General features: G+C 74.1%; 23 protein-coding genes and 1 pseudogene. 9 read left to right on the plus strand and 15 right to left on the minus strand.

The window, feature by feature from the left end:
* Positions 1 to 139: 139 nt before the first annotated feature.
* The 7 genes from AC3ET4_RS15215 to AC3ET4_RS15245 all read right to left on the minus strand — a co-directional run bounded on the left by AC3ET4_RS15215 (position 140) and on the right by AC3ET4_RS15245 (position 5,377).
* Positions 140 to 730 (minus strand): GTP-binding protein, encoded by a 591-nt coding sequence (locus AC3ET4_RS15215; protein ID WP_431949413.1) that lies wholly within the window; start codon positions 728 to 730, stop codon positions 140 to 142.
* On the minus strand, positions 711 to 1,106 hold the full coding sequence (locus tag AC3ET4_RS15220) for a DUF742 domain-containing protein (RefSeq protein ID WP_431949415.1): 396 nt from the start codon (positions 1,104 to 1,106) through the stop codon (positions 711 to 713). Before AC3ET4_RS15220 ends, AC3ET4_RS15215 begins: the two co-directional genes overlap by 20 nt.
* Positions 1,106 to 1,543 (minus strand): roadblock/LC7 domain-containing protein, encoded by a 438-nt coding sequence (locus AC3ET4_RS15225; RefSeq protein WP_431949417.1) that lies wholly within the window; start codon positions 1,541 to 1,543, stop codon positions 1,106 to 1,108. Before AC3ET4_RS15225 ends, AC3ET4_RS15220 begins: the two co-directional genes overlap by 1 nt.
* On the minus strand, positions 1,540 to 2,784 hold the full coding sequence (locus tag AC3ET4_RS15230) for a sensor histidine kinase (protein ID WP_431949419.1): 1,245 nt from the start codon (positions 2,782 to 2,784) through the stop codon (positions 1,540 to 1,542). Before AC3ET4_RS15230 ends, AC3ET4_RS15225 begins: the two co-directional genes overlap by 4 nt.
* Positions 2,769 to 3,992 carry a nitrate- and nitrite sensing domain-containing protein gene (locus tag AC3ET4_RS15235; protein WP_431949421.1) on the minus strand — a complete coding sequence of 408 codons (1,224 nt, stop codon included), beginning with the start codon at positions 3,990 to 3,992 and terminating at the stop codon, positions 2,769 to 2,771. The genes AC3ET4_RS15230 and AC3ET4_RS15235 overlap by 16 nt, the downstream gene beginning before the upstream one ends.
* Before the next feature lie 146 nt (positions 3,993 to 4,138).
* Positions 4,139 to 4,909, minus strand: coding sequence for an MHYT domain-containing protein (locus AC3ET4_RS15240; RefSeq protein ID WP_431949423.1), 771 nt, complete (start codon positions 4,907 to 4,909; stop codon positions 4,139 to 4,141).
* A 132-nt stretch (positions 4,910 to 5,041) separates the two neighbouring features.
* Positions 5,042 to 5,377, minus strand: a complete 336-nt coding sequence (locus AC3ET4_RS15245) for a YnfA family protein (protein ID WP_431949425.1) — start codon at positions 5,375 to 5,377, stop codon at positions 5,042 to 5,044.
* A gap of 62 nt (positions 5,378 to 5,439) precedes the next feature.
* Between AC3ET4_RS15245 and AC3ET4_RS15250 the strand changes: the two genes are divergently transcribed.
* Positions 5,440 to 6,039, plus strand: coding sequence for a class I SAM-dependent methyltransferase (locus AC3ET4_RS15250; protein ID WP_431949461.1), 600 nt, complete (start codon positions 5,440 to 5,442; stop codon positions 6,037 to 6,039).
* A gap of 41 nt (positions 6,040 to 6,080) precedes the next feature.
* Here AC3ET4_RS15250 and AC3ET4_RS15255 read toward each other — a convergent pair.
* A pseudogene (locus AC3ET4_RS15255) lies at positions 6,081 to 7,191 on the minus strand (NAD(P)/FAD-dependent oxidoreductase); the annotation flags it as partial.
* A gap of 65 nt (positions 7,192 to 7,256) precedes the next feature.
* Between AC3ET4_RS15255 and AC3ET4_RS15260 the strand changes: the two are divergent.
* From AC3ET4_RS15260 to AC3ET4_RS15270, 3 genes are all read left to right on the plus strand, one after another.
* Positions 7,257 to 8,495, plus strand: coding sequence for a DUF4032 domain-containing protein (locus AC3ET4_RS15260; RefSeq protein ID WP_431949427.1), 1,239 nt, complete (start codon positions 7,257 to 7,259; stop codon positions 8,493 to 8,495).
* A 22-nt stretch (positions 8,496 to 8,517) separates the two neighbouring features.
* On the plus strand, positions 8,518 to 9,306 hold the full coding sequence (locus tag AC3ET4_RS15265) for a class I SAM-dependent methyltransferase (RefSeq protein ID WP_431949429.1): 789 nt from the start codon (positions 8,518 to 8,520) through the stop codon (positions 9,304 to 9,306).
* A 273-nt stretch (positions 9,307 to 9,579) separates the two neighbouring features.
* Positions 9,580 to 10,464 (plus strand): peptidoglycan recognition protein family protein, encoded by an 885-nt coding sequence (locus AC3ET4_RS15270; protein ID WP_431949431.1) that lies wholly within the window; start codon positions 9,580 to 9,582, stop codon positions 10,462 to 10,464.
* A 15-nt stretch (positions 10,465 to 10,479) separates the two neighbouring features.
* On the opposite strand, the gene AC3ET4_RS15275 is transcribed toward AC3ET4_RS15270, so the two are convergent.
* A complete protein-coding gene (locus AC3ET4_RS15275) occupies positions 10,480 to 11,556 on the minus strand; it encodes a PP2C family protein-serine/threonine phosphatase (RefSeq protein ID WP_431949433.1) in 1,077 nt (358 codons plus the stop codon).
* A 347-nt stretch (positions 11,557 to 11,903) separates the two neighbouring features.
* Positions 11,904 to 12,446 carry an MOSC domain-containing protein gene (locus AC3ET4_RS15280; RefSeq protein ID WP_431949435.1) on the minus strand — a complete coding sequence of 181 codons (543 nt, stop codon included), beginning with the start codon at positions 12,444 to 12,446 and terminating at the stop codon, positions 11,904 to 11,906.
* A gap of 93 nt (positions 12,447 to 12,539) precedes the next feature.
* On the opposite strand from AC3ET4_RS15280, the gene AC3ET4_RS15285 reads away from it, so the two are divergent.
* Positions 12,540 to 13,040, plus strand: a complete 501-nt coding sequence (locus tag AC3ET4_RS15285; RefSeq protein WP_431949437.1) for a VOC family protein — start codon at positions 12,540 to 12,542, stop codon at positions 13,038 to 13,040.
* 31 nt (positions 13,041 to 13,071) lie between these two features.
* On the opposite strand, the gene AC3ET4_RS15290 is transcribed toward AC3ET4_RS15285, so the two are convergent.
* The 4 genes from AC3ET4_RS15290 to AC3ET4_RS15305 all read right to left on the minus strand — a co-directional run bounded on the left by AC3ET4_RS15290 (position 13,072) and on the right by AC3ET4_RS15305 (position 15,847).
* A complete protein-coding gene (locus AC3ET4_RS15290) occupies positions 13,072 to 13,254 on the minus strand; it encodes a hypothetical protein (RefSeq protein WP_431949439.1) in 183 nt (60 codons plus the stop codon).
* A gap of 142 nt (positions 13,255 to 13,396) precedes the next feature.
* A complete protein-coding gene (locus AC3ET4_RS15295; protein ID WP_488175940.1) occupies positions 13,397 to 13,567 on the minus strand; it encodes a hypothetical protein in 171 nt (56 codons plus the stop codon).
* 94 nt (positions 13,568 to 13,661) lie between these two features.
* Positions 13,662 to 14,042, minus strand: a complete 381-nt coding sequence (locus tag AC3ET4_RS15300; RefSeq protein ID WP_431949443.1) for a hypothetical protein — start codon at positions 14,040 to 14,042, stop codon at positions 13,662 to 13,664.
* A gap of 482 nt (positions 14,043 to 14,524) precedes the next feature.
* Complete coding sequence (locus AC3ET4_RS15305) at positions 14,525 to 15,847, minus strand: MFS transporter (RefSeq protein WP_431949445.1); 1,323 nt, start codon at positions 15,845 to 15,847, stop codon at positions 14,525 to 14,527.
* Positions 15,848 to 16,319: 472 nt separating this feature from the next.
* Here AC3ET4_RS15305 and AC3ET4_RS15310 point away from each other — a divergent pair, with 472 nt between their 5' ends.
* From AC3ET4_RS15310 to AC3ET4_RS15320, 3 genes are read left to right on the plus strand one after another with little or no spacing between them, the layout of a single operon-like run.
* On the plus strand, positions 16,320 to 17,882 hold the full coding sequence (locus AC3ET4_RS15310; protein WP_431949447.1) for an alpha/beta hydrolase: 1,563 nt from the start codon (positions 16,320 to 16,322) through the stop codon (positions 17,880 to 17,882).
* Positions 17,883 to 17,930: 48 nt separating this feature from the next.
* Positions 17,931 to 19,460 carry an alpha/beta hydrolase gene (locus AC3ET4_RS15315; RefSeq protein ID WP_431949449.1) on the plus strand — a complete coding sequence of 510 codons (1,530 nt, stop codon included), beginning with the start codon at positions 17,931 to 17,933 and terminating at the stop codon, positions 19,458 to 19,460.
* 14 nt (positions 19,461 to 19,474) lie between these two features.
* Complete coding sequence (locus tag AC3ET4_RS15320; protein ID WP_431949451.1) at positions 19,475 to 21,061, plus strand: alpha/beta hydrolase; 1,587 nt, start codon at positions 19,475 to 19,477, stop codon at positions 21,059 to 21,061.
* A 218-nt stretch (positions 21,062 to 21,279) separates the two neighbouring features.
* Here AC3ET4_RS15320 and AC3ET4_RS15325 read toward each other — a convergent pair whose 3' ends face one another.
* Positions 21,280 to 23,676 carry a Tex family protein gene (locus AC3ET4_RS15325; RefSeq protein WP_431949453.1) on the minus strand — a complete coding sequence of 799 codons (2,397 nt, stop codon included), beginning with the start codon at positions 23,674 to 23,676 and terminating at the stop codon, positions 21,280 to 21,282.
* A gap of 366 nt (positions 23,677 to 24,042) precedes the next feature.
* Between AC3ET4_RS15325 and AC3ET4_RS15330 the strand changes: the two genes are divergently transcribed.
* Positions 24,043 to 25,047, plus strand: a complete 1,005-nt coding sequence (locus AC3ET4_RS15330) for an aldo/keto reductase family protein (RefSeq protein ID WP_431949455.1) — start codon at positions 24,043 to 24,045, stop codon at positions 25,045 to 25,047.
* The last annotated feature ends 447 nt before the right edge of the window (positions 25,048 to 25,494 follow it).

Here is a 25,494-nt window from a genome sequence, read left to right on the forward strand (position 1 = left end):
GGAATCCTCCAGCGGTAGGGGAGCCGGGCCCGTGCACCCCTACCGGCCGGCCGTACGCACGCCGTTCTCGGCCGGTTGCCGATGCACGGTCAATGGCGCCATAGGCGAACGGCGCCAAGGCGCTCGGCCCGCGCGGCGGTCAGCGCACCGACTCCAGGAGGCGGGCCGCGTGCATCCGCCCGGCGTGCTCGACGAGGGCGACCAGAACCTCCTTGCCCGACGCGCGCTCCCGGGCGTCGCAAGGGACGACAGGGGTGCCGGCTTGCAGGTCGAGGGCGCGCGCGATGTCCTCGGGACGGTGTTCCAGCGCTCCGGGGAAGCGGTTGACGGCGACGGCGAAGGGAATCTTCCGGTGCTCGAAGAAGTCCACGGCCGGGAAGCAGTCCTCCAGACGGCGCGTGTCGGCGAGCACGACCGCGCCGAGCGCGCCCTGTGACAGCTCGTCCCACAGGAACCAGAAGCGGTCCTGGCCCGGGGTGCCGAACAGGTAGAGCGACAGTCCCGCCCTGATGGTGATCCTGCCGAAGTCCATCGCCACGGTGGTCGTGGACTTCCGCTCGACGCCCATGGTGTCGTCCACATGACGGCCGGCCTCCGTCAACTGCTCCTCGGTGCGCAGCGGCCGGATCTCGCTCACCGCACCCACCATGGTGGTCTTGCCGACCCCGAAGCCCCCCGCGATGAGGATCTTCAGGGCCATGACCGGCGTCTCAGAGTGCCCGGAGTCCATTGATCACCTCTCGCAGGATGCGCTCGTCCGGTAGCTGCGCCGGCGGTACGGGTCTGCTCACCCGTACGCCGCCGAGCGCCAGCAGGTCGCCGAGGAGCACGCGTACCACGCCCACCGGCAGGTCGGCGTCGGCCGCCAGTTCGGCGACCGACAGGGGCTCGTCCCGGCACAGCGCGAGCAGCGCGCTGTGCTCGGGGGCGAGCGTGGGATCGTCCGCGGCGCCAGGTTCGGCGAGCACCAGGGCGATCAGGTCCAATGCGGCGACAGCTGCGCCTGGCCGGGTGCGGCCGCCGGTCACGGCGTAGGGACGCACCATGGGCCCGGCCGCGTCGTCGTACCACAGGCCGTCCGGCCCGCGCGAGTGTCCGCCGTCCATCACCCGTTCGCCGACCGGCCCGCGGCCGGTTCGGCGGCGCCGAGGCGCGGTGGGGTGTACAGGTGCTCCCCCACGCGCTTGACCAGCCGGGCCATCTCGTAGGCGATCATCCCGATGTCGGCTCCCGCCTCGGTGAACACCGCGAGACACGATCCCTCACCCGCGGCGGCCACGAAGAGGAAACCCTGATCGAGTTCGACCATGGTCTGCCGGACCCGGCCCGCCTCGAAATGGCGACCGGCGCCCTTGGCGAGGCTGTGGAAGCCCGATGCGACAGCAGCCAGGTGCTCGGCGTCCTCCCGGGTCAGCCCGCACGAGGAGCCCACGGCCAGGCCGTCGCCCGACAGCACCACGGCGTGCCGGACGTGGGCCACCCGGTCGGTGAGGTCGTCCAGCAGCCAGTCCAGTTCACCGGACCGGTTCGGTGTGTCGATCATTCGAGCTCTCCTTCGCGGGGTGCCGGGTCCGTACCGCGGGCGTGGTGCCGCCCGCCTTCCTCGGGCAGTGCGTGCGGACCGCCCCAGGGGCCCGTCTCCCCGGGAGCGGGCCGGCCGCCGCCGGGCTCCGGGGCGGGTCGCAGGGGGGTCGGGCCGGCGGCCTGCCCGTCGGTGGTGTCACGGGCCGCAGGACCGCCGCCGCGGACCCAGCCGCGCCGGAAGGCGGCCATCGTCGAACGCGCCTGCTCCGCCGTCCGCTCGGGGGCGTCACGCCCCGTGTCCCGCGGCCCGAAGGAGGGTTCGGGTGCGCGAGGCTCGAGGAGCTGCGGGGCGAGACTCGCGCGACGTACGCGGCGCGGGAGTACGCCGGCGGCGGAGGACGCGGGAGCCTCGGCCGCCGCGGATGCGGGCGCGGCACCTCGCTCCGGGGCGGTGGCCGCAGCCGCCCCGGGTGCGGGCAGACGGACGGGCCGGGGCACGGAGGGGTGCGGCGGTGCGGCGTCGCCGTGGCCGCGAGGGAAGGCCGCCGGGGCCGTCGGGACCTGGGCGGGTTCCTGGCGCGGTGCAGGTCCGTGCGGGCCGGCCACCGGGCTCCCCGCCCCGGCTCCCCGTTCGGCGCGGGCCTCGGGTGCCCTCATGTCGACCAGGGCGGTGGGCAGGAGGACCACGGCGGTGGTCCCGCCGTACGGGGAGGAGCGCAGTGAGACCTTGACGTCGTGCCGCCGGGCGAGCCGGCTGACGACGAACAGGCCCAGCCGGTCGCTGTCGAACAGGTCGAGCGCCTCCGTCCGGGCGATGCGCCGGTTGGCCTCCGCCATGGCCTCGTTGCCCATGCCCAGGCCGCGGTCCTCGATCTCGAGGGCGTAGCCGTTGCCGACCTGCTCGCCGTCGACGCGCACCTTGGTGTGCGGCGGGGAGAACTGGGTGGCGTTCTCGACGAGTTCGGCGATCAGATGGGTGAGGTCGGCGACCGCGGAGCCGATGACCGCCGCCTGCGGGAGCCGGCGGACCTCGACGCGGGCGTAGTCCTCGACCTCCGCGACGGCGGCGCGCACCACATCGGTGAGGGGCACGGGCTTGCTCCAGGCGCGGCCGGGAGCGGAGCCGGAGAGAATGATCAGTCCCTCGGCGTGCCGCCTCATACGGGTGGTGAGGTGGTCGAGCTTGAACAGGTCCTCCAGCTCGCCCGGGTCCTCGGTGCGCCGTTCCATGGCGTCCAGCAGGGCTAGCTGACGGTGCACCAGGACCTGCTGCGGCGGGCCAGGTTGACGAAGACGCCGGAGACGCCGTCGACCAGTTCGGCGCGCTCCGCGGCAGCACGCAGCGCGGCACGCTGCACAGTGGCCACGGCTTCGGCGACCTGGCCGATCTCGTCGGCGCCGTGCCTGCCGAGGGGCGCCTCCTTGCCCAGGTCGATCTCCTCTCCCGCGCGGAGCCGCCGCATGGCCTGAGGCAGTTTGCGGCGAGCGAGCTCGAGTGCGGTGTTGCGCAGGCCGATCAGCTCGACGACGAGGCCGCGGCCGATCCGTACGGAGATGAGGAGAGAGGCGAGGACGGCGAGCAGACCGAGCATGACGGCGATGCCCGAGGGACTCGACAGGCCGTCCGCGACGGTCCGGTCGGCCGGTGCGGCGGCCTCGGCGACGTGGCCCAGCCCGGACAGCACTTGCGCTGCCGTCCGGTCCCAGACGTCGGGACTCGTGGCGTCCGCGGCCGCCTTGCCGGGCCCGGCGTCGAGGACGGCGTCCTCCATGGCCTCGAGGTCCACGTACGCGGTGGAGCGGGCCAGCCGGTCCCAGGCGCCGCGGCCGCGGCCGCCGAGGTCGGCCGTGGAGCCCGCGACCAGGACGCGGCGGGCGGTGACGGCGCCGCTCAGTTCGCGGTAGCGGTCCGCGGGAAGGTCACGGGTGAGGGCCGCCGCGGTGAGCAGCGCGTCCTCACGGGACAGTTGTTCAGCGGCACGGTCGATCTCCAGGGCGACGTGCTCACCGCGGGACGCGGCAAGGGCGCCGCCGATCGCGAAGCCGTCGTCGATGGCGCCGGTGTAGGACTGGTACGTCTCCCGCCAGTCCGCCGTGCCCCGCGTGATGTCCCCGCGGGAGCCGCGCAGGCGCTCCAGTTCGCCGACGAAGGTGCGGACCCGTACGACCGCGGCGCCCGGCAGGCCCGCTCCCTCGGCGACGGTGTGGCCGCCGTCCAGCCGCAGCCTCGCGGCGGCGCGGTCGGTGGCCGCGGCGCGCTTGCTCAGATCGGCGGCCGCCCCGGAGGTGGGCCGGGTCAGGTAGCGCGTGGCGGCGCGGCGTTCGGCCTGCAGGGCGGTCACGGCGCCCGCGACCGGCTCGCGGACCGTTTCGGCGACGCGCTGGGCGCGCAGCCGCCCGGAGACGTCCTGGGCTGTGGTGACGGCCGCGAAGGCCCACAACGCCATCAGGGACACGATGGGCACCATGAGGAGGGACACGATCTTCGCGCGTACGCTCCTCGGCCGCAGGCTCGGCCGCCCGCGCGCGGCGTCGCCCTATATGCCGTCGTTCTCGCCGAGGGGCTTCTCGTCCGCGGGGAGCCCGGCGTGCGCTCTGCGGCCCCGTGGCGGCGTCACAGGGCGCCCTCGCCGACGCGCTGCGCGGTCGCGGAGGCCACGCGTTCCCTCGCCGTCGGTGAGAGCGCGACGAAGGCGGAGGTGAGGAAGAGGTAGGAGCCGAGCCCGACGATGAGGGGGAAGAGGAACGCCATCGCCTCTGCTCCGGGCAGCACATCCGCCGAGGGTCGGACCTGGACGTCCACGGCGAGCATCCCGGTGTAGTGCATGCTGCTGACGGCGGCGCCCATCACCAGGGACGCGACGGCGACGATCACGGGCCGGTGGATGGTGAGCGCCGCCCACAGGGCGGCGGTCGCGGCGGCCCAGGCGATGACGACGGACAGCGCCACGAGCCAGGGTTCGTAGGCCACCGTGCCGTGCAGATGTACGGCGGCCATGCCCAGGTAGTGCATGCTGGCCACGCCGGCACCCGTGGTGAGGCCGCCCACCGCCAGGGCCCGGAAGCGGCTGCCTCCGTACCCGACGGCGAAGACCCCGAGACCGACGACCACCATGGCGACGGCCAGGCTGAGGACGGTCAGGGGGACGTCGTAGCGGATCTCGGTGCCGCTGACGCGGAAGCCGAGCATGGCGACGAAGTGCATCGTCCAGATACCGGTGCCCAGAGCGCTCGCGGCGGTGATCAGCCAGTTGCGCCGGGAACGGCCGGTCGTGGCCAGGGCCCGTACGGTGCAGCGCAGTCCGAGCGCGGCACCCACGCACGCCATGGCGTACGAGAGCAGCGGTGTCAGCCAGCCGAAGGCGGCGTGGTCCATGTGTCCCATGGCCCCGGGACGCTAGTGCGAACGTGGTGGCACGCTCGTGCCATGACTGAACCCTGCCGCTTTTGACAACGCGCTTGCCGACTGGGGACCTTGACGATCGTGTTCGGCACGAACCTGCGCAAAGGAAGCGTCTCAGCCGTTGCGCGGCGCGTACATGATGATGCCCACGCCCACCAGGCACACCAGGGCGCCCGCCACGTCGTAGCGGTCCGGCCGGTAACCGTCGGCCGCCATCCCCCACGCGAGCGAGCCCGCGATGAACACACCACCATAGGCGGCGAGGATGCGGCCGAACTCGGCGTTCGGCTGCAGGGTGGCGACGCACCCGTAGAGCCCCAGGGAAATGACGCCGGCGCCGATCCACACCCAACCGCGGTGTTCGCGCAGCCCCTGCCAGACCAGCCAGGCCCCGCCGATCTCCAGCAGCGCGGCGAGCAAGAACAAGGCGACGGAACGCAGCGGGATCATGCGACCATGATGCCCCGTACCCCGTGCCCTCCCGGGCGGGCCCCCAACCGGAGGTGGTCGTCGTGCACACCGATCCCGCACAGGTCCGCGCCTTCTTCGCCGCCCGCGCCGCCGGCTGGGAGACCCGCTATCCCGACGACGCCCCCGCCTACCGGGCCGCTGTAGCCGAACTGGGCTTGCGGGAGGGACAGGCGGTCCTCGACGCGGGGTGCGGCACGGGCCGGGCGCTGCCCTTCCTGCGGGCGGCCGTGGGAGCGTCCGGGACGGTCGTCGGCGCCGATCTGACGCCCGAGATGCTCGCCGAGGCGGTACGGGCCGGTCGCCGTGAACACGGCGCCCTGCTGCTGGCCGACTGCGCCCGGCTCCCTTTGCGCGACGGCGCCCTGGACGCCGTCTTCGCCGCGGGGCTGATCGGGCACCTGCCGGACCCGCGGGTGTGCCTGCGGGAGCTGGCCCGGGTCACCCGGCCGGGCGGCCGGCTCGCGCTCTTCCACCCGATCGGCCGGGCGGCACTGGCCGCCCGGCAGAGCCGTGAGCTCACCCCTGACGACGTGAGGGCGGAGCCCAACCTGGGGCCGCTGCTGGAGTCCTCGGGCTGGACCATGACGTCGTACACGGACACCGACGAGCGGTTCCTGGCGATGGCGTCGTCACTCGGGTAGCGGTCGTCGCGCGGTGTCGGGCTCCGCCGATGGGCGTCCGCGCCGGCACGGGTGTGCTGAGCGGGCAGGGCCGCCGGCGCCAGCCCGGCGGCCCGCGCCTGGGACTCCTTCAGCCCGGTACGGGCGATCTCCAGGTCGCACACCTTGCTGACGGCCGTGCCCACCACGCCGGGGAAGGTGGCGTAGCCGCCGCCGATGTTGGTGCCGATGACCCGGCCCTGCTTGTTGGCGTGGGTGCCCAGCGGGATGTGCTGCATCCCGCCGGAGATTAGGTTGAGGACCTCCACGCAGTCCCCTCCCGCCCAGATCGCCTCCTCGCCGCGCACGCGCATCGCGCGGTCGGTGAGCAGCCCGCCGTGGGCGCCGACCGGCAGCCCCGCGTCACGGGCGAGGCCGGTCTCAGGCGTGACGCCGAGACCGAGCACGACGACGTCCGCGAGGTACTCGCCCCGGTCGGTGGCCACGGCACGGACCCGGCCGTCCGCCCCGGTGAGCACCTCGCGCACCGGGGGCCCCGGTGACGACGGTGACGCCGAGGCCCTCCATGGCCTCCCGTACGAGCCGGCCCATGTCCGGGTCCAGGGTGGCCATGGGCTGCTCGGAGCGTTCGACGAGGGTGACCCGGAGCCCGTGCCGCAGCATGGCCTCGGCCATCTCCACGCCGATGTAGCCGCCGCCGACCACGACGGCGTTCCGCAGGGGCCTGCTGTCGAGGGCGTCCAGGATGTCCTCCCCGTCACCGAGGGTCTGCACGCCGTACACGCCCGCCGCGTCGATCCCCGGGATCGGCGGGCGCTTGGGGACGGCGCCGGTGGCGATGACGAGCCGGTCGTACCCCGTCCAGTCCTCCGCCCCGAAGACGTCGCGGGTGCGCACCCGCCCTCGGTCCCGGTCGATCTCCACGACCTCGACACCGAGCCGCACGTCGATGTCGCGGGCGCGGTGCTGCTCGGGCGCACGGGCGATCAGCGCGTCGGGGCCGGTGGTGTCCCCCGCGATCCAGTAGGGGATCCCGCAGGCGGAGTAGGAGGTGTGGCGCCCGCGTTCGAAGGCGACGATCTCCAGCTCATCGGGCCCTTTCCTCCTGCGCGCCTGGGACGCCGCCGACATCCCCGCGGCGTCCCCGCCGACGACCACCAGCCGTTCCCTCATGCCCCGCAGCGTATGTGCCGCCCCGGTGTCCGGCACGGCCGCCCCCGTGCCGCAGACTGGAGGCCATGGACCTGCAGATCACCGCGACCTCCCCGGACCATCCGGCGGCCCTCCTCGACCTGCCGTGGAACGTGCCGCTGGAGGAGTGGCCGGAGGAGTACCTGGTGGCGCTGCCGCGCGGCATCTCGCGGCACGTCGTTCGCTTCGCCCTGGCCGGCGACGAGGTCGTGGCGGTCAAGGAGGTCGGCGAGTGGGCCGCCGTCCGGGAGTACGGGCTGCTGCGCGACCTGGACCGGATGGGCATACCCGCGGTCGACGCCCTGGCCGTCGTCACCGGCCGCACCGACGCACGCGGCGAGCCGCTGGAGCCGGTGCTGATCACCCGCCACCTGGTCGGCTCGCAGCCCTACCGCTCGATGTTCGAGACGACCATGCGCCCGGGCACGGTCAACCGGCTGCTGGACGCGCTCGCCGTTCTGCTGGTCCGGCTGCACCTGGCGGGCTTCGCCTGGGGCGACTGCTCGCTGTCGAACACCCTCTTCCGGCGTGACGCGGGCGCCTATGCCGCCTACCTGGTGGACGCCGAGACGGGACAGATCCAGCCCACCCTCTCGCGCGGCCAGCGGGACTACGACATCGAGGTGGCCCGGGTCAACATCGCGGGCGAGCTGCTGGACCTTGAGGCGGGCGGCTCGCTGCACCCCGCGGTGGACCCGATCACCTTCGGCCAGGCCATCGCGGACCGCTACGAGGAGCTGTGGCACGAGCTCACCCGCGAGTCGGTGTACCCGGTGGCCAAGCGGCACTACATCGACCGGCGCATCCGGCGGCTGAACAACCTCGGATTCGACGTCGCGGAGATGCAGATCCAGAAGTCGCCCGACGGCGACAACATCACATTCCTGCCCAAGGTCGTGGACGCCGGGCACCACCAGCGCCAACTGCTCCGGCTCACCGGCCTGGACGCCGAGGAGAACCAGGCCCGCAGCCTCCTCAACGACCTCGAGACATGGATGGCGACCCAGGAGGACTACGCCCCGGGCGACCCGCTGGGCGCCCGCCCCGAGGTGCTCGCCCACCGGTGGGTCCGCGACGTCTTCCGGCCCACGGTCCGCGCCGTGCCGCGGGAACTGCGCGGCTCGCTGGACACCGCGCAGATCTACCACGAGCTGCTGGAGCACCGCTGGCTGATGTCGGAGCGGGCGCAGCGCGACGTGGGCCTGGACGCGGCGGTCGAGGACTACGTCCGCACCGTGCTCCTCGCGTCGCCGCAGGGACCCGCCGTTCCCCTGCCGCCGGAGTAGGGCCGGGGAGTAATCTCGGCGGATGACCGACCGCAGTTCGCTGAGGGGCGTCTTCGACGAGGACGCCGAACTGTACGACCGGGTTCGGCCCGGATATCCCGGCGTGGTCTTCGACGACCTGACCGCCGTGGCGGGCCTTCGTCCCGGCGCGCGCGTGCTGGAGATCGGCTGCGGGACCGGGCAGGCCACCGTGCCGCTCGCGGCGCGCGGCTTCCGCGTCACGGCGGTCGAGCTGGGGCCGTCGATGGCGGCGGTCGCCCGGCGCAGGCTGGCGGCCTCCCCCGGGGCCGAGGTGGTCGTCTCAGCCTTCGAGGACTGGCCGCTCCCGGACGAGCCGTTCGACGCGGTGGTCGCGGCCACGGCCTTCCACTGGATCGATCCCGCGGTGGCCGTCGTGAAGTGCGCCGAGGCCCTTCGCCCCGGCGGGGTGCTGGCCGTCATCGCCACCCACCATGTGGACGGCGGCTCGCGGGACTTCTTCGCCGACGTGCAGGAGTGCTACGAGCGCTTCACACCGGAGAGGCCGCCTCGCCCGCGGCCGAGCGCGGCGGCTCTCGTTCCCGCGGACAGCGGGGAGACCGACCGCTCCGGGTGCTTCGGTCCGGCCGTCTTCCACCGCTACGAGCGCGAACTGCCCTACACCACCGACGAGTACCTCGATCTGCTGCTGAGCTACTCCAACCACCGGGCACTGCCCGCCGTGCTTCGCGAGGGCCTGCTCGCGTGTGTCCGCGCGCTGATCGACGGACGCTACGGCGGCCGCGTCGTCAAGCGGTACCTGACGGAGCTGCGGATCACGCGGCGGCTGTGACGCTGCCGCAGGCCAGGCGCGTACGAGGTGTGCAGGGGCGGCGCGTCACGGCCCCCGCGGGCTCGCAGCCGTTCTCCCCCTGACCGCCGCTGTCCCGGAGGGCAGGCGGCACGCTTCGCCGTGGGGTGGGACGCCGCTTTCGTCCCGCCCCGCCGAGCGCCGGGCATCGGACCTCGAGACACGCCGCAGGCACCGGCGCATCCGGGTGAGGCGAGCCGCCCACCCGGCGTGTCCCCTCCACGCGCGCCGGTCATATGAGCTGATGTTCGCTCCATGGGTTCACACCGTGCGGCCAAGCACGCGCGCCGCCGCGCGGCCGGAGGTCCACGGCGTGCCACCCGCGTCTGGGCGACGGCCGCCGCGACGGCCGGTGCCGTCGCCGTCGCCGCCATCGGGGTGCAGAGCCTGCTCATCCGCACCGACCCACCCCCCGTCCACGCCCGCCCCGCACCAAGCCCGCAGCTCATGCCCCTCCCCGACCCGGCCGCACGGGCCGGGCTGCAGCACGTACCGCTCCACCCGGCCCGCGAACCCGCCATCGTGCCCCGCAAGAGCTGGGGCGCCGACGAGTCGCTGCGCACCGAGCCCCCGCACTACAGCGCCACGGTCAAGGCGGTGTTCCTGCACCACACGGACAGCGGCAACGGCTACAAGTGCGCGGACGTGCCAGAAACCATCCGCGACATCTACTCCGGCCACATCCAGAGCCGCCACTGGGACGACGTCGCCTACAACTTCTTCGTCGACAAGTGCGGCACGATCTACGAGGGACGGGCCGGGGGCTCCGACCGCCCCGTCACCGGGGCGCACTCCCTCGGCTTCAACCAGGACACCATGGGCATCGCCGCGATCGGCACCTACGACGACAAGGGCAGCGTCCCGCCGGCGATGGCCGAGGCGATCGCGCGGCTCGCCGCCTGGAAGCTCGGGCTGTCCGACATCGATCCCCGAGGGAAGGTCACCCTGGTGTCCAGCAGCAGCAAGAGCCGCTTCAAGAAGGGCGAGCGGGCGGTCTTCCACGTGATCGCGGGCCACCGGGACGCGTACATGACCGACTGCCCCGGAAAGGAGCTGTACGCCAAGCTCCCGGAGATCCGCACCGAGGCCGCCAGGCTGCAGGGCCGCCCCCCGCCGGCCGCCGCGCAAAGCGACGACTGACCGGCCCGCCCGCGATCAGCGAGGCGCCAGCGCCAGCAGCGCGACATCGTCGCGCACCGCACCCGCATGCCGGTGCAGGTCTTCCCACACCGCGTCGACAACGGCCTGAGGACAGGGGACAGCACCTTCGGCCAGCCAGGCGGCGAGGCGTTCCGCAAGCGGGTAGAAGACCCCGGCGGCGTCACGGGCCTCGGTCACCCCGTCGGTATAGGCGAGGATCACGTCCCCCGGCACCAGGGGCACGACGGAAGGCGGCGCCGGTTCCTGTCCGGGCAGCCCGGCGCCGAGCGGCGGACCGTGCTCGCACGTGAGCTCCCGTACCTCGCGGCCGCGCAGCAGCAGGGCGGGCGGATGCCCCTGGCAGACCAGCCGCACCCATGACCCGTCGTCGGGAAACTCCAGCAGCAGGGCGGTGGCGAACAGTTCGTCGTCCCCGGCCGCGTCCAGGGACAGCCGCCGTTCGAGACGCCGGGCCACACCGCGCAGCTCCCGCTGGTCGAGCACCGCCTCGCGGAAGGCGCCGAGCAGGGCCGCGACCGTGCCGACCGCGGCAAGGCCGTGTCCCTGCACGTCGGCGACCAGCGCCCGTACGCCATGGGGCCCGTTCCGCACGTCGTACAGGTCGCCGCCCACCAGGGTGCCGCGCTGTGCGGCCCGGTACAGGGCGGCGCAACGCACCTGCCCCACATCGCCGGGCACCGGGGCGAGGACGGCGAGCTGCGCTGCCTCCGCCACCGACCGGGCCAGCACCAGCCGGCCCCGGAAGCGCCGCTGCAGCGCGGCGATGACCACGCTGAGGGCGCCGATGAGCACGACGGCGCCGAGCTCGGCGCCGACCAGCGTTCCCGAGCCCACCACGGGGAGCTCCATGACGACCACGACGGTGGTGGCCAGGATCGCGGTGCCCGCCACGCCGTAGGTGAGCGCGGCGAGCGGCGCGACGGCCGCGTAGTAGGCCCCGAGTTCCACGTCGCCGGGGGTGACGCCCTGAGCCAGGATCAGCGCGCCGAGCAGGGCGACCGGGAGCACGCGCAACCAGCGCGGCGGTGCGCCGATCCGCAGCGTGCCGTCCTCGGCCGGAGCCGTGCCCATGCACGCACCGTATCCGTGAGCGGCGCGGGCCGCGCGTCTCAGAGGCGGCCGCGGTCGCGGGTCGTGGCCGCGTGCCACGACCCGCGGCGAGCTCGCTGTGGTGCCGTCAGCCGACCTCGAGGCGGGCGTGCGCCGCGTCGAAGGCGGCGGCACGGCACCGGCATCGGCGGTACGTCGTGGAAACCGCCGTCGCAACGATCCACCGGCGGGCCGCCGGCCTCGCCGCTACCGGGCCGCGTTCGACGCCCTGACCTCATGGGTGGAGCGGAGCCGGACGCCTCCCGCGGACCGCACGGTGCCCCGGCCGGCGAGCGGGGACGTCGTCGACTCCTGCGCGCTGTCCTGAGTCAGACCCGCTCGAGCGGACGGTGCGGCCCTTCGGGGAGCTCGACGGCGATCGGATCGCCGGGCCGCACCTCCCCGCCGTGCAGGACCACGCCCATGATCCCGCCCTTGCGGACGACCGCCCCGCGCTCGTCCCTGCCCACGACCTGCCGCAGCAGACCCGGCCGGAAGCCGTCGATCTGGCGGCAGGGGTTGCGCAGACCGGTCACCTCGACGACGGCCTCGGCACCAAGCCGCAGCCGTGTCCCGACGGGCAGGCCCAGCAGGTCGACGCCGCGCGTGGTGACGTTCTCGCCGAGCTCGCCCGGGGCGACCTCGAAGCCGGCGGCGCGCAGCTCGTCGTGGAGTTCGCCGTGGATGAGGTGGACCTGGCGCAAGTTGGGCTGCGTCGGGTCCTGGGCCACCCGCGACCGGTGCTGCACCGTCACCCCGAGATGGGCGTCCCCCTCCACGCCGAGCCCGGCCAGCAGCCGGATGCTGCCCCGGGCGGGCTTGCTGAAGTGGTGCCCCTCGTCGCGGCTGACGGCGGTGACGGTCGCGGTCATGGTCGCCTGCTCCCCCCTCGGTCGGTTCGGGATACCCTCAGTCTAACCAGGAGCTTCATTGAACTTTCAATGATGCCGCCGTAAGGTGGACTCATGCCTGTTCGCCGTCTCAACCACGCCGTGCTCTACATCCGTGACGTCGCGCGGTCGGTGGAGTTCTACACCGCCGTGTTCGGCTTCACCGTCGACACGGAGATCCCCGGACGCGCCGCCTTCCTGAGCGCCGCGGGCACGCTCAACGACCACGACCTGGGACTGTTCGCGATCGGCCCGGACGCGCCCGGCCCCGAGCAGGGCCGCGTCGGTCTCTACCACCTGGCCTGGGAGGTCGGCACACTCCGCGAACTGGCCGACACCGCCCGTCTGCTCAGCGAACGCGGCGCGCTCGTCGGCTCCAGCGACCATCTCGTGTCGAAGTCGCTGTACGCCAAGGACCCGGACGGCAACGAGTTCGAGGTGATGTGGCGTGTCCCCCGCGAGGACTGGCCCCAAGACCAGGAACTCGCCGCACCGCTCCCCCTCGACCTGCAGGCGGCGCTGGACCGCTGGGGGCCCGACCGCAGGACCGGCGCCGCCGCTGGCTCCGTGACCTGAGCACGGGCCGCACCGCGCGTCCGCGGCGCCGTCACCTTCCGATCTGGCGCCTGCCGGACCGGCGCAGCCTGCGCCGCTGGGAGGGGTCCAGGGTGAGGTAGGCGGCCACGGGGACGCCCACGATGACCAGCAGGGCCAGCCACCAGGGCAGCACCCACAACAGGATCAGGCCGACGGCCGCGCCGCCGACGGCGACCTTCGCGCGATTCGACATCTTCCCGCCCTCCGTCCGCGGCACATGCCGCGCTCACTGGGATCAACGCGGGACCGCACGCCGCGGTTCCCCGCAGCAGGCGCCGCGGTCCACCCGCACGGCGCGCCCCGCCCGCATCGGGCAGGGCGCGACCGGCGGGAGCTCACTCGTGACGGCGTTCGGCCAGTTCCCTGGTTTCCTGCGGGGGCGCGTCCTGCGGCGCCGAGCACTCCGGGGCCGTCTCCGGCCCGTCGGGGGCGGTCGGCCGTTCACGGTCGCGGACCGCCTCGGCGCGCACGAGCGCGCCTAGGGCCGCGTAGATGTCCACGGGCATGGTGGGGTCCTCCTGCTGGTCTCGTCCTGCTGACACCCCGTTTCGGGCATGGGTACGCTGCGGTCCGCCGCATGGGCGAGGACCGCGGGCGCCGTCAGCAGCGCAGGACGAGGTGCAGGTGGTCGGGTCTGCCCGCGGGGGCGACGTGCCGGGCGGGGCCGCGGAGCGCGGCGCCGACGGGATTCGGGGGGCAGGTGTCGTGGACGATGTCCGCCGCGTGGCCCTGGACGGCGCCGGCACGCTGCTGGGGAGCGGCCGGCGGGGCGGTCCGCCGCCCGACGCCCACCGGAAGGTGCTGGTTCTGCTCGTCCCCGTCGTGGGTGGCGACGGCGAAGGCAGCCACCGGTTCCAGCGGCTGCAGGGCCGCGACCCCCGGTGCGCACAGCGCGTGGAGCAGGCACACCAGGGCCGCGAAAAGCCCGACGGCGGCCCCTGCCGGGACCCGGCGGGGACGTCCCGCTGCGCCATGCGGCATGCGCTGCTCCTCCGGATGCGTACCCCCACTCTTAACCGGGCGCGCGCTCGGACCGGGTGGCGCACTACGCTGATCGGCACACGCGTTCACCCGGCGGGCGCAGTGCGCGCCGCCGCGCCCGCACGCGAATCGCGCGGGGGTGAGGGTGGAGGGCCCGTGGCGCGCGTCCCTCGCCGTCCGCGTCCTCCACGGCGTTCGACCGGGCCTGTGCGGCGGACCCCTGGCTCTTCACAACCTCAGCCCTCGGCGGCCTTCGGCAGACGAAGCGCCACCGCGCACCCTTGCGGGGCACGCCGGACCCCCTCGGCCGCTCAGGACACCCCAGCCGGTACGATCGCTCCCGGCACTCCGCCCGGAACCTCGCGGACGTGCCCCACCCCGCACGTGCCCGACCAGGACGGGGTGGCGGCCGGGTCGCCCGCCGGGAACCGCCACAGCGGTGCCGGGGCGCTCGGCGACTCTCCCCCGACCCATGCCCGGGCTCAGGCTCCCTTGTAGCGGGTGAAGGCGGGGAACGCCGCCGCCAGGCCCAGCATCGCCACGATGACGAGCACTCCGCCCGCGGTGACCGCGGTACGCGTCCCGAACGCGGAGGCGGCCGTGCCGTGCAGCAGGTCGGCCACCCGGGGACCGCCTGCCACGACGACCGTGAAGACGCCCTGCATGCGGCCGCGCATGTCGTCCGTCGCCACCGACTGCAGGATCGCGCTGCGGAACACCATCGAGACCATGTCGGCGAACCCGGCCAGCGCGAGGAAGGCCGCCGCCCACCACAGACTGCCGCTCAACCCGAGCCCGGCGACGGCCGCCCCCCATCCGCAGACGGCGATGACGACCATCAGACCGTGCCGCTTGGCGCGGGAGAACGTGCCCGAGAACAGCCCGCCGGCGACCGCGCCGACCGGGATGGCCGCGAACAGCAGGCCGTATGCGAAACCCTCGCCCCAGGGGGCGTATGTGGTGGCGGCGAGCTGCGGGAACAGGGCGCGCGGCATGCCGAAGACCATGGCGACGATGTCGGCGAGGAAGGACAGCAGCAGGATGCGCTGCGCGGTGATGTAGCGGAACCCGGCACCCACCTCGCGCCAGCCGCCGCGCCGGGCCACTGGCGCCCCGCTCGCCTCCAGCGGCGGCAGCGCCGGCAGTCGCCACACCGCCCACACGGTCACGGTGAGGGCGATCGCGTCGATGAGGTAGAGGTCGGGCAGGCCGATGGCCGGTATCAGCGCGCCGGCGAGCAGCGGGCCGACGATCAGGCCGGTCTGCATCACGGTCGATCCGAGCGCGATGGCGGCGGGCAGTTCCTCGGCGGGCACCAGGCGGGCAATGGCGGCGCTGCGCGCCGGGGCGTTCATGCCGGCCGCCGCCTGCTGGGCGGCGAGCAGGACCATGAGCAGCCAGACGGACCGCGCGCCCGCGAAGGCCTGTACCCAGAAGAGCAGCGAGGTCACGGCGATGCCGATGTTGGTGTACAGCATCAGCTTGCGCCGGTCCACGCTGTCGGCGACCGCCCCGCCCCACAGGGCGAAGACCACGAGCGGGACCAGCCCGGCGATGCTGGAGTAGCCGACCCACGCGGACGAGCCGGTGATGTCGTAGATCTGCTTCGGCACCGCGACGGCGGTGAGCTGGCTGCCCACAGCGGTCACGGTGGTGGAGCTCCACAGGCGGCGGTAGGCGGGGTGGCGCAGGGGACGGGTGTCCATGAGCCACCGCCCGCGGCGGCTGCCGCGGCCCTGGCGGTCGGCCGCCGCGACGCGGTCCTCGGCGGGGGCGTCGCCGGCTGTCTTCTCGGTGCTGTCCACGGGTGCTTTTTGCTTCCTCGTACAACTATCGCTGACCCGCAGACACTACCCGCCCTTTCGCCCGGTGTGTGACGGCGGACGGGCAAGGCCGGGACCTGCGCCCTCACGAGGACCGAACGCGCGGCACGCGGACCCGGGACACGGCACGCGAGCGGTCCGGGGGCCGGCGGCGGGGCGGCCCGCCCCCGGATCGTCGGGCCGGCCCGGTCGGTGCGATGCCGTGTCGCCGTGAACTCGTACGGGCCCACCGGCACTTGTCACGCGCGACGGCACAGGGGCGGCTCCCCGCCTCACGCGTTCGGCCCAGCCCGGCGGTCCCTCGAACACGAAGTGTGATGACCTGGTTGCGCAGCCGGAGGTGGGGACGGCGTGGCCGCTCGCTGTCGGGGCGGCACCCGACACCCGCCCCACGGCGGCTCACCGATGCCGACCAGCCCCGCGTCTCGCAACGGGCGGAAACGAAGGCGTGGCGATGAAAGCTGTCCCGGCCGCCGGCCGAATACCCAGGCGCGGACTGCTCTGCGGGCTCGCCGCACTGGTCGCCCTCGGGATGCTGCTCGCCACCTGCACCGCCGTGCGGCACTCACGCGGCACCGCCGGGCCCGCTCCGACCGGACCGCCTTCCACGAGCCCCGCCGGCACCATCCATCTGGATCTGCGGCGCTACTACACGCAGGACATGCGCTGGCGACCCTGCCCCGACCGGTCGTTCCAGTGCACGAGCCTCACGGTGCCGCGGGACTACGCGCATCCGCGGGCGGGCGACATCTCGCTGGCCGTGATCCGCAGGCCCGCCACCGGCCGCGGCGCCGAGCGCATCGGCGCGCTGCACGTCAACCCCGGCGGGCCGGGGATCTCCGCGATCGACGACCTGCGGGCCTACGCCGACACCTACTCCCCCTCCCTGCGTGCCGCGTACGACCTGGTCGCGGTCGACCCGCGCGGGGTCGGCCACAGCACGCCGGTGGACTGCGGTGCAGCGAGGCCCCGGACCGCCGCGACGCGCGGCACGCACCCTCCGGACCGGGCCGCCGTCATCGACACCTGGGCCGCCTACCACGCGGAGGTCGCCGCGGACTGCGCCCGGACCGCCGGGGGCCTGCTGCCGCACGTGGGCACCCTCGACGCGGCCCGCGACCTGGACGTCGTCCGTGCCGCGCTGGACGACGAGAAACTCCACTTCCTCGGCTTCTCCTACGGCACCTACCTGGGCGCCACCTACGCCGAGCTCTTCCCCTCCCGTGTCGGCCGCATGGTCCTCGACGGCGCCGTCGACCCCGGCATGGACGGCTACCACGCCTACCTCAACCAGGCCCGGGGCTACCAGACCGCCTGGGAGTCCTTCGCCGCCGACTGCGCCCGCCGCGAGCACTGCCCGGTCGGCCACTCCGTCAAGGAGGCGGGCCGCACGCTGGACACCTGGGTGGCGGCGCTCGACCGCGCGTCCGTACGGCGGGGCGAGGACGACCACCTCGACGGCGAGGCCCTGCTCGGCGCGGTCGTCACCGCCCTGCGCGCGCCCGACTGGGAGACGCTGCGCGGGGTGCTCGCCGGTGTGCGGGACGGGGATCTCGCCGCGCTGCGGAAAGTCGTCGGGTCCGAGGACGCCGCCGCGACCGGTGATGCGTCCATGACGGCGGTCAACTGCCTGAGTTCCGCGCTCGAAGCGCGCTCGACACCCGGCCAGACCCTCGCGGCGCTGCCCGAATTCCTGCGGGCCTCACCGCAGTTCGGGGCCTTCTACAACGAGGACCTGTCGACCTGCGCGCACTGGCCGGCGCGGCCCACACAGGTCGCGCGGCGCGTCAGCGCGCGCGGTGCCGGTCCCATCCTCGTGATCGGCACCACCCGCGACCCGGCCACCCCCTACGACCAGGCCCGGGCACTGGCGGACCAGCTGTCCTCGGGCCGGCTCCTCACCTGGGACGGCGACGGGCACACCGCCTACCAGCGCGGCAGCCGCTGCGTGGACACCGCCGTCGACGACTACCTCCTGCGCGGGCTGCTCCCGCCCACCGGCGCGGTCTGCCGCTGACGCGACCCCCGCCCCGCGCCCCGGCGCGGCGCACAGAAAGGCGTGGCCATGAACCCACCCCGACGCAGGCTCCACGGCGTCGTCGCCGTGCTCGGCAGCTGCGGGCTGCTGCTCACCGCGTGCGCGGCGGGCGACCTCCACCAGACACCCGCCGGAGCGGTCACCACGGCGCCCGCCACGGCGGCGCTCACCGCCGTACCGGCGGAACTGGCCCGCTACTACGGGCAGCGGCCGGGCTGGCGGGCCTGCGACGCGGTGCCGTCGTTCCAGTGCGCCACCATCAAAGTGCCCCTGGACTACGACCGCCCCCAGGCGGGCGACATCACCCTGGCCGCGATACGCCGGCCGGCCACCGGCAGCGGCGCCGCGCGCGTCGGCTCGCTGCAGATGAACCCCGGTGGGCCCGGGTCGTCCGCGATCACCTATCTGCTCGACAACGCCGGCTCCTTCTCGCCCGCGGTGCGCGCCGCGTACGACCTGGTGGCGGTCGACCCGCGTGGCGTCGGCGCCAGCACCGTGGTGGACTGCGCCACGGACACCCCCGCGTCCGTCCAGGACCCCGGCGCGCGCAAGGCCGACATCGACGCCTCGGCCGCGGCCTACGCGCAGGTCGCGGCCGAATGCGCCCGGCACGCCGGGCGGTTGCTGCCGCACGTGGGCACAGTGGACGCCGCTCGCGACATGGACGTCGTCCGCGCCGTGCTGGGCGACGAAAGGCTCCACTATGTGGGCTTCTCCTACGGCACCTACCTGGGCGCCACCTACGCCGGGCTCTTCCCCTCCCGTGTGGGCCGCATGGTCCTCGACGGCGCCGTGGACCCGGCTCTGGACGGCTACGCGTTCACGATCGAGCAGGCACAGGGTTACCAGACCGCCTGGAAGTCCTTCGCCGCCGACTGCGCCACCCGCCCCGACTGCCCCGTGGGCCACTCGGTCCAGGAGGCCGGCCGCACGCTGAACGGCCTGGTGGCGAGGCTTGACCGCACCCCTCTCCGGCAGGGCAAGGACACCACCGTCACCGGGGACTCCGTCCTCGGAGCAGTCGTCCTCGGGCTCAGGGCCCCCGCCTGGGAGACGCTGCGCGCCGCGCTCGCGGAACTGCTGGCCGGCCAGACCGCGGCCGTACAGGCGCTCCTGGGCGGGGACGAGGAGACAGACCCCGGCGACCAGTCGTACTACGCCGTGTCCTGCCTGAGTTCCACCCTGGGGACGTGGTCGACCGTCGCGCAGGCACAGGCGGCGCTGCCCGAGTTCCGGCGCGTGGCACCGCAGTTCGGCGAGTACTACGCCGGGACGCTGCCGATGTGCACGCGGTGGCCCGTCCGCCCGAACCAGGCCCCGGGCCGGATCACGGCAGCGGGCGCACCGCCGGTCCTCGTCGTGGGCACCCTCCGGGACCCGGCCACCCCGTACCCCTGGGCGCAGGCGCTGGCCGGGCAGTTCTCCTCCGGACGGCTGCTCACCTGGGACGGTGACGGGCACACCGCCTACCACCGGGGCAGCGTCTGCATCGAGAGCGCCGTGGACGGCTACCTGACACGCGGCCATCTCCCGCCCGCGGGCACGGTCTGCCTCTGACGGCGGTGGCCGCCGTGCGGGCCACGGGTGTCGCGTCCGGCCGGAGCGGGCGCGTCGCGGCGGGACTGGTGAGCGCCTGCCTGGTACTGACCGCCTGCTCGCCGCAGCGGCCGCACAGTCCGCACAGTCCGCCGACCGCGGCCTCCCCGATCACCTCCGCCGCCTCGGCGGCGGCTTCAGCGGCGGCTTCAGCGGCGGCGGCGCCGGACCTGGCCCGCTACTACCGCCAGTCGCTGGACTGGCGGCCCTGCCCGGAAGCGGCGTCGTTCGAGTGCACGTCGGTGGCGGTGCCCCTGGACCACGCACGTCCGGAGGGAGGCGACATCCGGCTGGCGGTCGTCCGCCACCGGGCGACCGGTCCGCGCGCCGCCCGCATCGGCTCACTGCTGCTCAATCCCGGCGGTCCCGGCGTGTCGGCAGTGGACGACCTGCTGTCCTACGCCGACGGTTTCTCCCCCGCGCTGCGCGCCGCGTACGACCTGGTCGGCGTCGACCCCCGGGGCGTGGGGCGCAGCGCCCCCGTCGACTGCGGGACGCGCGCCTCGCTGCCCGTCCCCGAGGGCGAGGGCGGGGCGGAAGGGCCGGCGACCGAGGGCGGGGCGGGGGACCCGGAGGCGGGCTTCGCGCTGGTCGCCGACGCGTGCGCACGCGCCGCCGGCCGGCTCCTCCCCCACGTCGGCACCTTGGACGCCGCCCGGGACATGGACGTCGTCAGGGCGCTGCTCGGCGACGACCGGCTCGACTTCCTCGGCTACTCCTACGGCAGTTACCTGGGCGCCACCTATGCGGAGCTCTTCCCCTCCCGTGTCGGCCGCATGGTCCTCGACGGCGCCGTCGACCCCGGCATGGACGCCTTCCGCGCCACCCTCGGCATGGCGCGCGGCTACCAGGGGGCTTGGGATGCCTTCGCCGCCGACTGCGTCGCCCGGCCCGGCTGCCCGGTCGGCCGCTCGCTCCAGGACGCGGGCCGTGTCCTGGACGGTCTTGTCGCGGAACTCGACGCGCACTCTCGGGAGAAGGGCGGCAGCGGCGGCTCCGCCACGGGCGACGATCTGCTCACGGCGGTCACCGCGGCACTCGCGGCGCCCGCCTGGGACGCGCTGCGCGCCCTGCTCGACGAGGTGCGGGCGGGCGATGCCGGCGCCCGGCGACGGCTCCTCGGTCCGGACGACGCCGAAGGACCGGGCGAGCAGTCCCTCGCGGCCGTCAACTGCCTGAGTTCCGCGCTGGGTCCGCGATCGACGGCCGAGCAGACGCGTGCAGCCCTGCCCGAATTCCGCCGCGTGGCACCCCAGTTCGGGGCCTACTACGCCGGGTTCCTTCCCCTGTGCACCCACTGGCCCGCACCGCCGACCCAGAAGCCGCACCGCATCACCGCCCGCGGCGCCCCGCCCATCCTGGTCGTCGGCACCACCCGCGACCCCGCGACCCCCTACACCCAGGCCCGCGCGCTGGCGGACCAGCTCTCCTCGGGCCGGCTCCTCACCTGGGACGGCGACGGGCACACCGCCTATCTCCAGGGCAGCCGCTGCATCGACACCGCCGTGGACGACTACTTCCTCCACGGCCGGCTGCCTGCCGACGGCACCGTCTGTCCTTGAGGCCGTTCGAACAAGGCGCTGTCCGGCACGGCGCGAAGTACGCGTACGTGAGGGCCCAGCGCCTTCAGCGACAAGAAGAAGTGAACTCTGTACGACCCCGCAGGGCCCCGAGGCTCAGCCGCCGGCGGCCCGCGGGCTCCCGCCGGCGCTTCTCCCCGCGGTGCGCGCCGCCCCCGACCGGGCCGGGGGCGGCGTACGCCGTCTCGGTACGGGAGCGCTCAGCCGCGGCGGCCGTTGCCTCCGCCGAGGCCCTTGTCCAGGCCGGCCCGGCGCAGTGCGTCGGCCATGGCGCCGCCGGGGGCCGGGCGGTCGCGGTCGCCGCGGGACTGGCGGGGCGGGTTGCCACCCCTGCGGTCGGGACGGGGACCCCGGTCCTGCCGGTCGGGACGGGGGCCCCGTTCCTGGCGACCGCCACCGGGGCCTCCCTTGGGCGCGCCCGCCTCGTCCTCCAGCCGCAAGGTGAGGGAGATGCGCTTGCGAGGGATGTCGACGTCGAGCACCTTGACGCGGACGATGTCACCGGGCTTGACCACCTCGCGCGGGTCGCTGACGAAGTTCCGGGACATCGCCGAGACGTGCACCAGACCGTCCTGGTGCACACCGATGTCGACGAACGCGCCGAAGGCCGCGACATTGGTGACGACCCCTTCCAGCAGCATGCCCGGTTCGAGATCCTTCAGTTCCTCGACGCCCTCCTTGAAGGCGGCGGTCTTGAAGGCGGGACGCGGGTCGCGCCCGGGCTTCTCCAGTTCGGAGAGGATGTCGGTGACCGTCGGCAGACCGAAGGTGTCGTCGACGAACTCCTGCGGCCGCAGTCCGCGCAGCACCGTGGTGTTGCCGATGAGCGTCCTGATGTCGGTGCCCGCCGCCGAGCTCATCCGCCTGACCACGGGATAGGACTCGGGGTGCACACTCGAGGCGTCCAGCGGGTCGTCGCCGTCAGGGATGCGCAGGAAGCCCGCGCACTGCTCGTACGCCTTGGGGCCGAGCCGGGGCACGTCCTTGAGCGCGGTGCGCCGGCGGAACGGCCCGTTGGCGTCGCGGTGGGCGACGATGTTGGCGGCCAGGCTCTCGGTGATGCCGGAGACGCGGCGCAGCAGCGGCACGGAGGCGGTGTTGACGTCGACGCCGACGCCGTTCACGCAGTCCTCGACGACCGCGTCGAGGGAGCGCGAGAGCTTCACCTCGGACAGGTCGTGCTGGTACTGGCCGACACCGATCGACTTGGGGTCGATCTTGACGAGTTCGGCGAGCGGGTCCTGCAGCCGGCGGGCGATGGAGACGGCGCCGCGCAGCGACACGTCGAGGTCGGGGAGTTCGGCGGAGGCATAGGCGGAGGCGGAGTAGACCGAGGCGCCGGCCTCGGACACCACGGCCTTGGTGAGCTTCAGTTCCGGATGCCGCTTGACGAGGTCCGCCGCGAGCCTGTCGGTCTCGCGGGAGGCGGTGCCGTTGCCGATGGCGACGAGGTCGACGTTGTGGGCGGCGGCGAGCCGGGCCAGGGTCGCGATGGAGGCGTCCCACTGGTTGCGCGGCACGTGCGGGTAGATGGTGTCGGTGGCGACGACCTTGCCCGTCGCGTCGACCACGGCCACCTTGACGCCGGTGCGGAAGCCCGGGTCCAGGCCCATGGTGGCGCGCGTGCCCGCGGGGGCGGCGAGAAGCAGGTCCCGGAGGTTGGCGGCGAAGACCCTCACCGCCTCGTCCTCGGCCTCCTGGCGCAGCCGGACGCGCAGGTCGAGGCCGAGGCGCACGAGGAAGCGGGTGCGCCAGGCCCAGCGCACGCTGTCGGCGAGCCACTTGTCGGCGGGCCGGCCGCGGTCGGTGATGCCGAAGTGGTGGGCGATCGTGCGCTCGAAGGTGGAGGGACCCTCCTCGACGGGCTCCTCGGGCTCCATGGTGAGGTCGAGGACATCCTCCTTCTCGCCGCGCAGCATGGCGAGCACACGATGGGAGGGGAGCTTGGTGAAGGGCTCGGCGAAGTCGAAGTAGTCGGCGAACTTCGCGCCCTCCTCCTCCTTGCCCTCGCGCACCTTGGCGACGAGCCGGCCCCGCTCCCACATACGGGTGCGCAGTTCGCCGACGAGGTCGGCGTCCTCGGACCACCTCTCGGTGAGGATCGCGCGGGCGCCCTCGAGCGCCGCCGCGGGGTCTGCCACGCCCTTGTCGGTGTCGACGAAGCCGGCGGCCTCGGCCTGCGGGTCGAGAGAGGGGTCGCCGAGGAGGCGGTCGGCGAGCGGCTCCAGGCCCGCCTCGCGGGCGATCTGCGCCTTGGTGCGGCGCTTGGGCTTGTAGGGCAGGTAGATGTCCTCGAGGCGGGCCTTGGAGTCCGCGGCGAGGATCTGCGCCTTCAGAGCGTCGTCGAGCTTGCCCTGGGACTCGATGGACTCCAGAATCGCGGCCCGCCGCTCGTCCAGTTCGCGCAGGTAGCGCAGGCGCTCCTCCAGCGTCCGCAGCTGCGCGTCGTCGAGGCCGCCCGTCGCCTCCTTGCGGTAGCGGGCCACGAACGGCACGGTCGCACCGCCGTCGAGCAGCTCGACGGCCGCGTGCACCTGCCCTTCCCGTACGCCGAGCTCGTCGGAGATCCTGCGCTCGACCGAGACCGTTGTCGTCACGATGTGCGACCTGCTTTCTGGCTGGACTACCGGTGCATTATGGCGGAGCCCGGCCCCCCGGCCGGGAGCCTGGGCCCGTGCCGCGCCGGAGTGACGGCGAAGGCGCGTGCCGGACCGGTGGTCGGGGGCGTGCCGGACGCGGGGGCCGCGCCTCGGCCGGGCCGGCCCGTGACCGAACCGGCCGCGCGGCTGGGTGCCGGGGACCGGCCCCCGCACCGATACCGGGGCATGCAATGATCAGATGTATTTGTCCCTGCCACGTAAGTGCGGCCGGCGCCCTCCCGGGTGTCGCGCCCCCGGCGGGCCCGGTGCGCCCGCACCGTGGCCGGCCGGCACTCACGGACACCCAACGGAGGCTTCGTTCCCATGGAATACCGCCATCTCGGCCGCAGCGGTCTCGTCATCAGCGAGATCGCGTACGGCAACTGGCTCACCCACGGCTCGCAGGTGGAGGCGGACGCCGCCACGGCGTGTGTGCGCGCGGCGATCGAGGCCGGCATCACCACGTTCGACACCGCCGACGTCTACGCCGGCACGCGTGCCGAGTCGGTGCTCGGTGAGGCGCTGAAGGGCGAGCGCCGCGAGGGCATCGAGATCCTCACCAAGGTGTACTGGCCGACCGGTCCGGGCCGTAACGACCGCGGCCTGTCGCGCAAGCACATCATGGAGTCGATCGCGGGCTCGCTGCGCCGCCTGCAGACCGACTATGTCGACCTGTACCAGGCGCACCGCTACGACGTGGCCACCCCGCTCGAGGAGACGATGGAGGCGTTCGCCGACGTCGTCCACTCGGGCAAGGCCCTCTACATCGGCGTCTCGGAGTGGCCGGCGGAGCAGATCCGGCGCGCCCACGCGATGGCCCGGGAGCTGCACATCCCGCTGGTGTCGAACCAGCCGCAGTACAACGCCCTGTGGCGGGTGATCGAGGGCGAGGTCGTCCCCACCTGCGAGGAGCTGGGAATGGGCCAGGTCGTCTTCTCGCCGATCGCGCAGGGCGTGCTGACCGGCAAGTACCGCCGCGGCCAGGAGCCCCCGGCGGGCTCGCGGGCCACCGACGACAAGGGCGGCGCGGGCATGATCGCCCGCTGGATGCGCGACGACGTGCTCGACGCCGTCCAGCAGCTCCAGCCGCTCGCCGCCGACGCCGGTCTCTCGCTCGCCCAGCTCGCGGTGGCCTGGGTGCTGCAGAACCCGAACGTCTCGGCGGCCATCGTCGGCGCGTCCCGGCCCGAGCAGGTCGCGGAGAACGCCAAGGCGGCGGGCGTCGTCCTGGAGAAGGACCTCATGGCGCGGATCGAGGAGATCCTCGAGCCGGTCGCGGTCACCGACCCCAAGCGGGTCCACGACAACGTCCCGGTGCGCCGCCCCTGATCCCGGCGCCCCGCGTCCGGCCCCGGTCCCCACGGACCGGGGCCGGACGCGGGCACGGCCCGTACCGCGTCAGGCGGTGTGACAGCGGCCCTCGCCCCGCGGGGCATGCCTGGGAAGGGACGCCCGCGGAGGTGCGCGGCCGCCCCTGGGGCCCGAGCAGAGGGACCGTCGGCTCCCGGACGACGACCTGGACCTCGGCGGAACGTCGCAGGACGTCGATCTCGAAGGCGGCCTCAGTGACCTCGGTCATCGGGGCGAAGGGAGTTGCGGGCTCTCCCCCATGGGGGGCGGCTTCCGCGCGGGCCTGCTCGGCCTCCGCGGCCGCCCCACCGCGGCGAGGTCGACCCTCGCTCAGGGCCACGTTCCCCGGAACGCGGCCCGCACCCGGAGGCCTCTCACCTCGGCACGGTGAACGGGACGCGGGGGGGGGGGGGGGAAAAAGACCAG

It is taken from the genome of Actinacidiphila sp. bgisy167 (assembly GCF_057707665.1).

Bases quoted from the DNA above. Each gene is read 5' to 3' on its own strand.
- AC3ET4_RS15215 (WP_431949413.1), bottom strand. From the start codon at position 730: ATGGACTCCGGGCACTCTGAGACGCCGGTCATGGCCCTGAAGATCCTC.
- AC3ET4_RS15280 (WP_431949435.1), bottom strand. From the start codon at position 12,446: ATGACCGCGACCGTCACCGCCGTCAGCCGCGACGAGGGGCACCACTTC.
- AC3ET4_RS15300 (WP_431949443.1), bottom strand. From the start codon at position 14,042: ATGCCGCATGGCGCAGCGGGACGTCCCCGCCGGGTCCCGGCAGGGGCC.
- AC3ET4_RS15275 (WP_431949433.1), bottom strand. From the start codon at position 11,556: ATGGGCACGGCTCCGGCCGAGGACGGCACGCTGCGGATCGGCGCACCG.
- AC3ET4_RS15245 (WP_431949425.1), bottom strand. From the start codon at position 5,377: ATGATCCCGCTGCGTTCCGTCGCCTTGTTCTTGCTCGCCGCGCTGCTG.
- AC3ET4_RS15315 (WP_431949449.1), top strand. From the start codon at position 17,931: ATGAACCCACCCCGACGCAGGCTCCACGGCGTCGTCGCCGTGCTCGGC.
- AC3ET4_RS15225 (WP_431949417.1), bottom strand. From the start codon at position 1,543: ATGATCGACACACCGAACCGGTCCGGTGAACTGGACTGGCTGCTGGAC.
- AC3ET4_RS15290 (WP_431949439.1), bottom strand. From the start codon at position 13,254: ATGTCGAATCGCGCGAAGGTCGCCGTCGGCGGCGCGGCCGTCGGCCTG.
- AC3ET4_RS15285 (WP_431949437.1), top strand. From the start codon at position 12,540: ATGCCTGTTCGCCGTCTCAACCACGCCGTGCTCTACATCCGTGACGTC.
- AC3ET4_RS15295 (WP_488175940.1), bottom strand. From the start codon at position 13,567: ATGCCCGTGGACATCTACGCGGCCCTAGGCGCGCTCGTGCGCGCCGAG.
- AC3ET4_RS15235 (WP_431949421.1), bottom strand. From the start codon at position 3,992: ATGGTGCCCATCGTGTCCCTGATGGCGTTGTGGGCCTTCGCGGCCGTC.
- AC3ET4_RS15240 (WP_431949423.1), bottom strand. From the start codon at position 4,909: ATGGGACACATGGACCACGCCGCCTTCGGCTGGCTGACACCGCTGCTC.
- AC3ET4_RS15330 (WP_431949455.1), top strand. From the start codon at position 24,043: ATGGAATACCGCCATCTCGGCCGCAGCGGTCTCGTCATCAGCGAGATC.
- AC3ET4_RS15260 (WP_431949427.1), top strand. From the start codon at position 7,257: ATGGACCTGCAGATCACCGCGACCTCCCCGGACCATCCGGCGGCCCTC.
- AC3ET4_RS15270 (WP_431949431.1), top strand. From the start codon at position 9,580: ATGGGTTCACACCGTGCGGCCAAGCACGCGCGCCGCCGCGCGGCCGGA.
- AC3ET4_RS15310 (WP_431949447.1), top strand. From the start codon at position 16,320: ATGAAAGCTGTCCCGGCCGCCGGCCGAATACCCAGGCGCGGACTGCTC.
- AC3ET4_RS15220 (WP_431949415.1), bottom strand. From the start codon at position 1,106: ATGGACGGCGGACACTCGCGCGGGCCGGACGGCCTGTGGTACGACGAC.
- AC3ET4_RS15265 (WP_431949429.1), top strand. From the start codon at position 8,518: ATGACCGACCGCAGTTCGCTGAGGGGCGTCTTCGACGAGGACGCCGAA.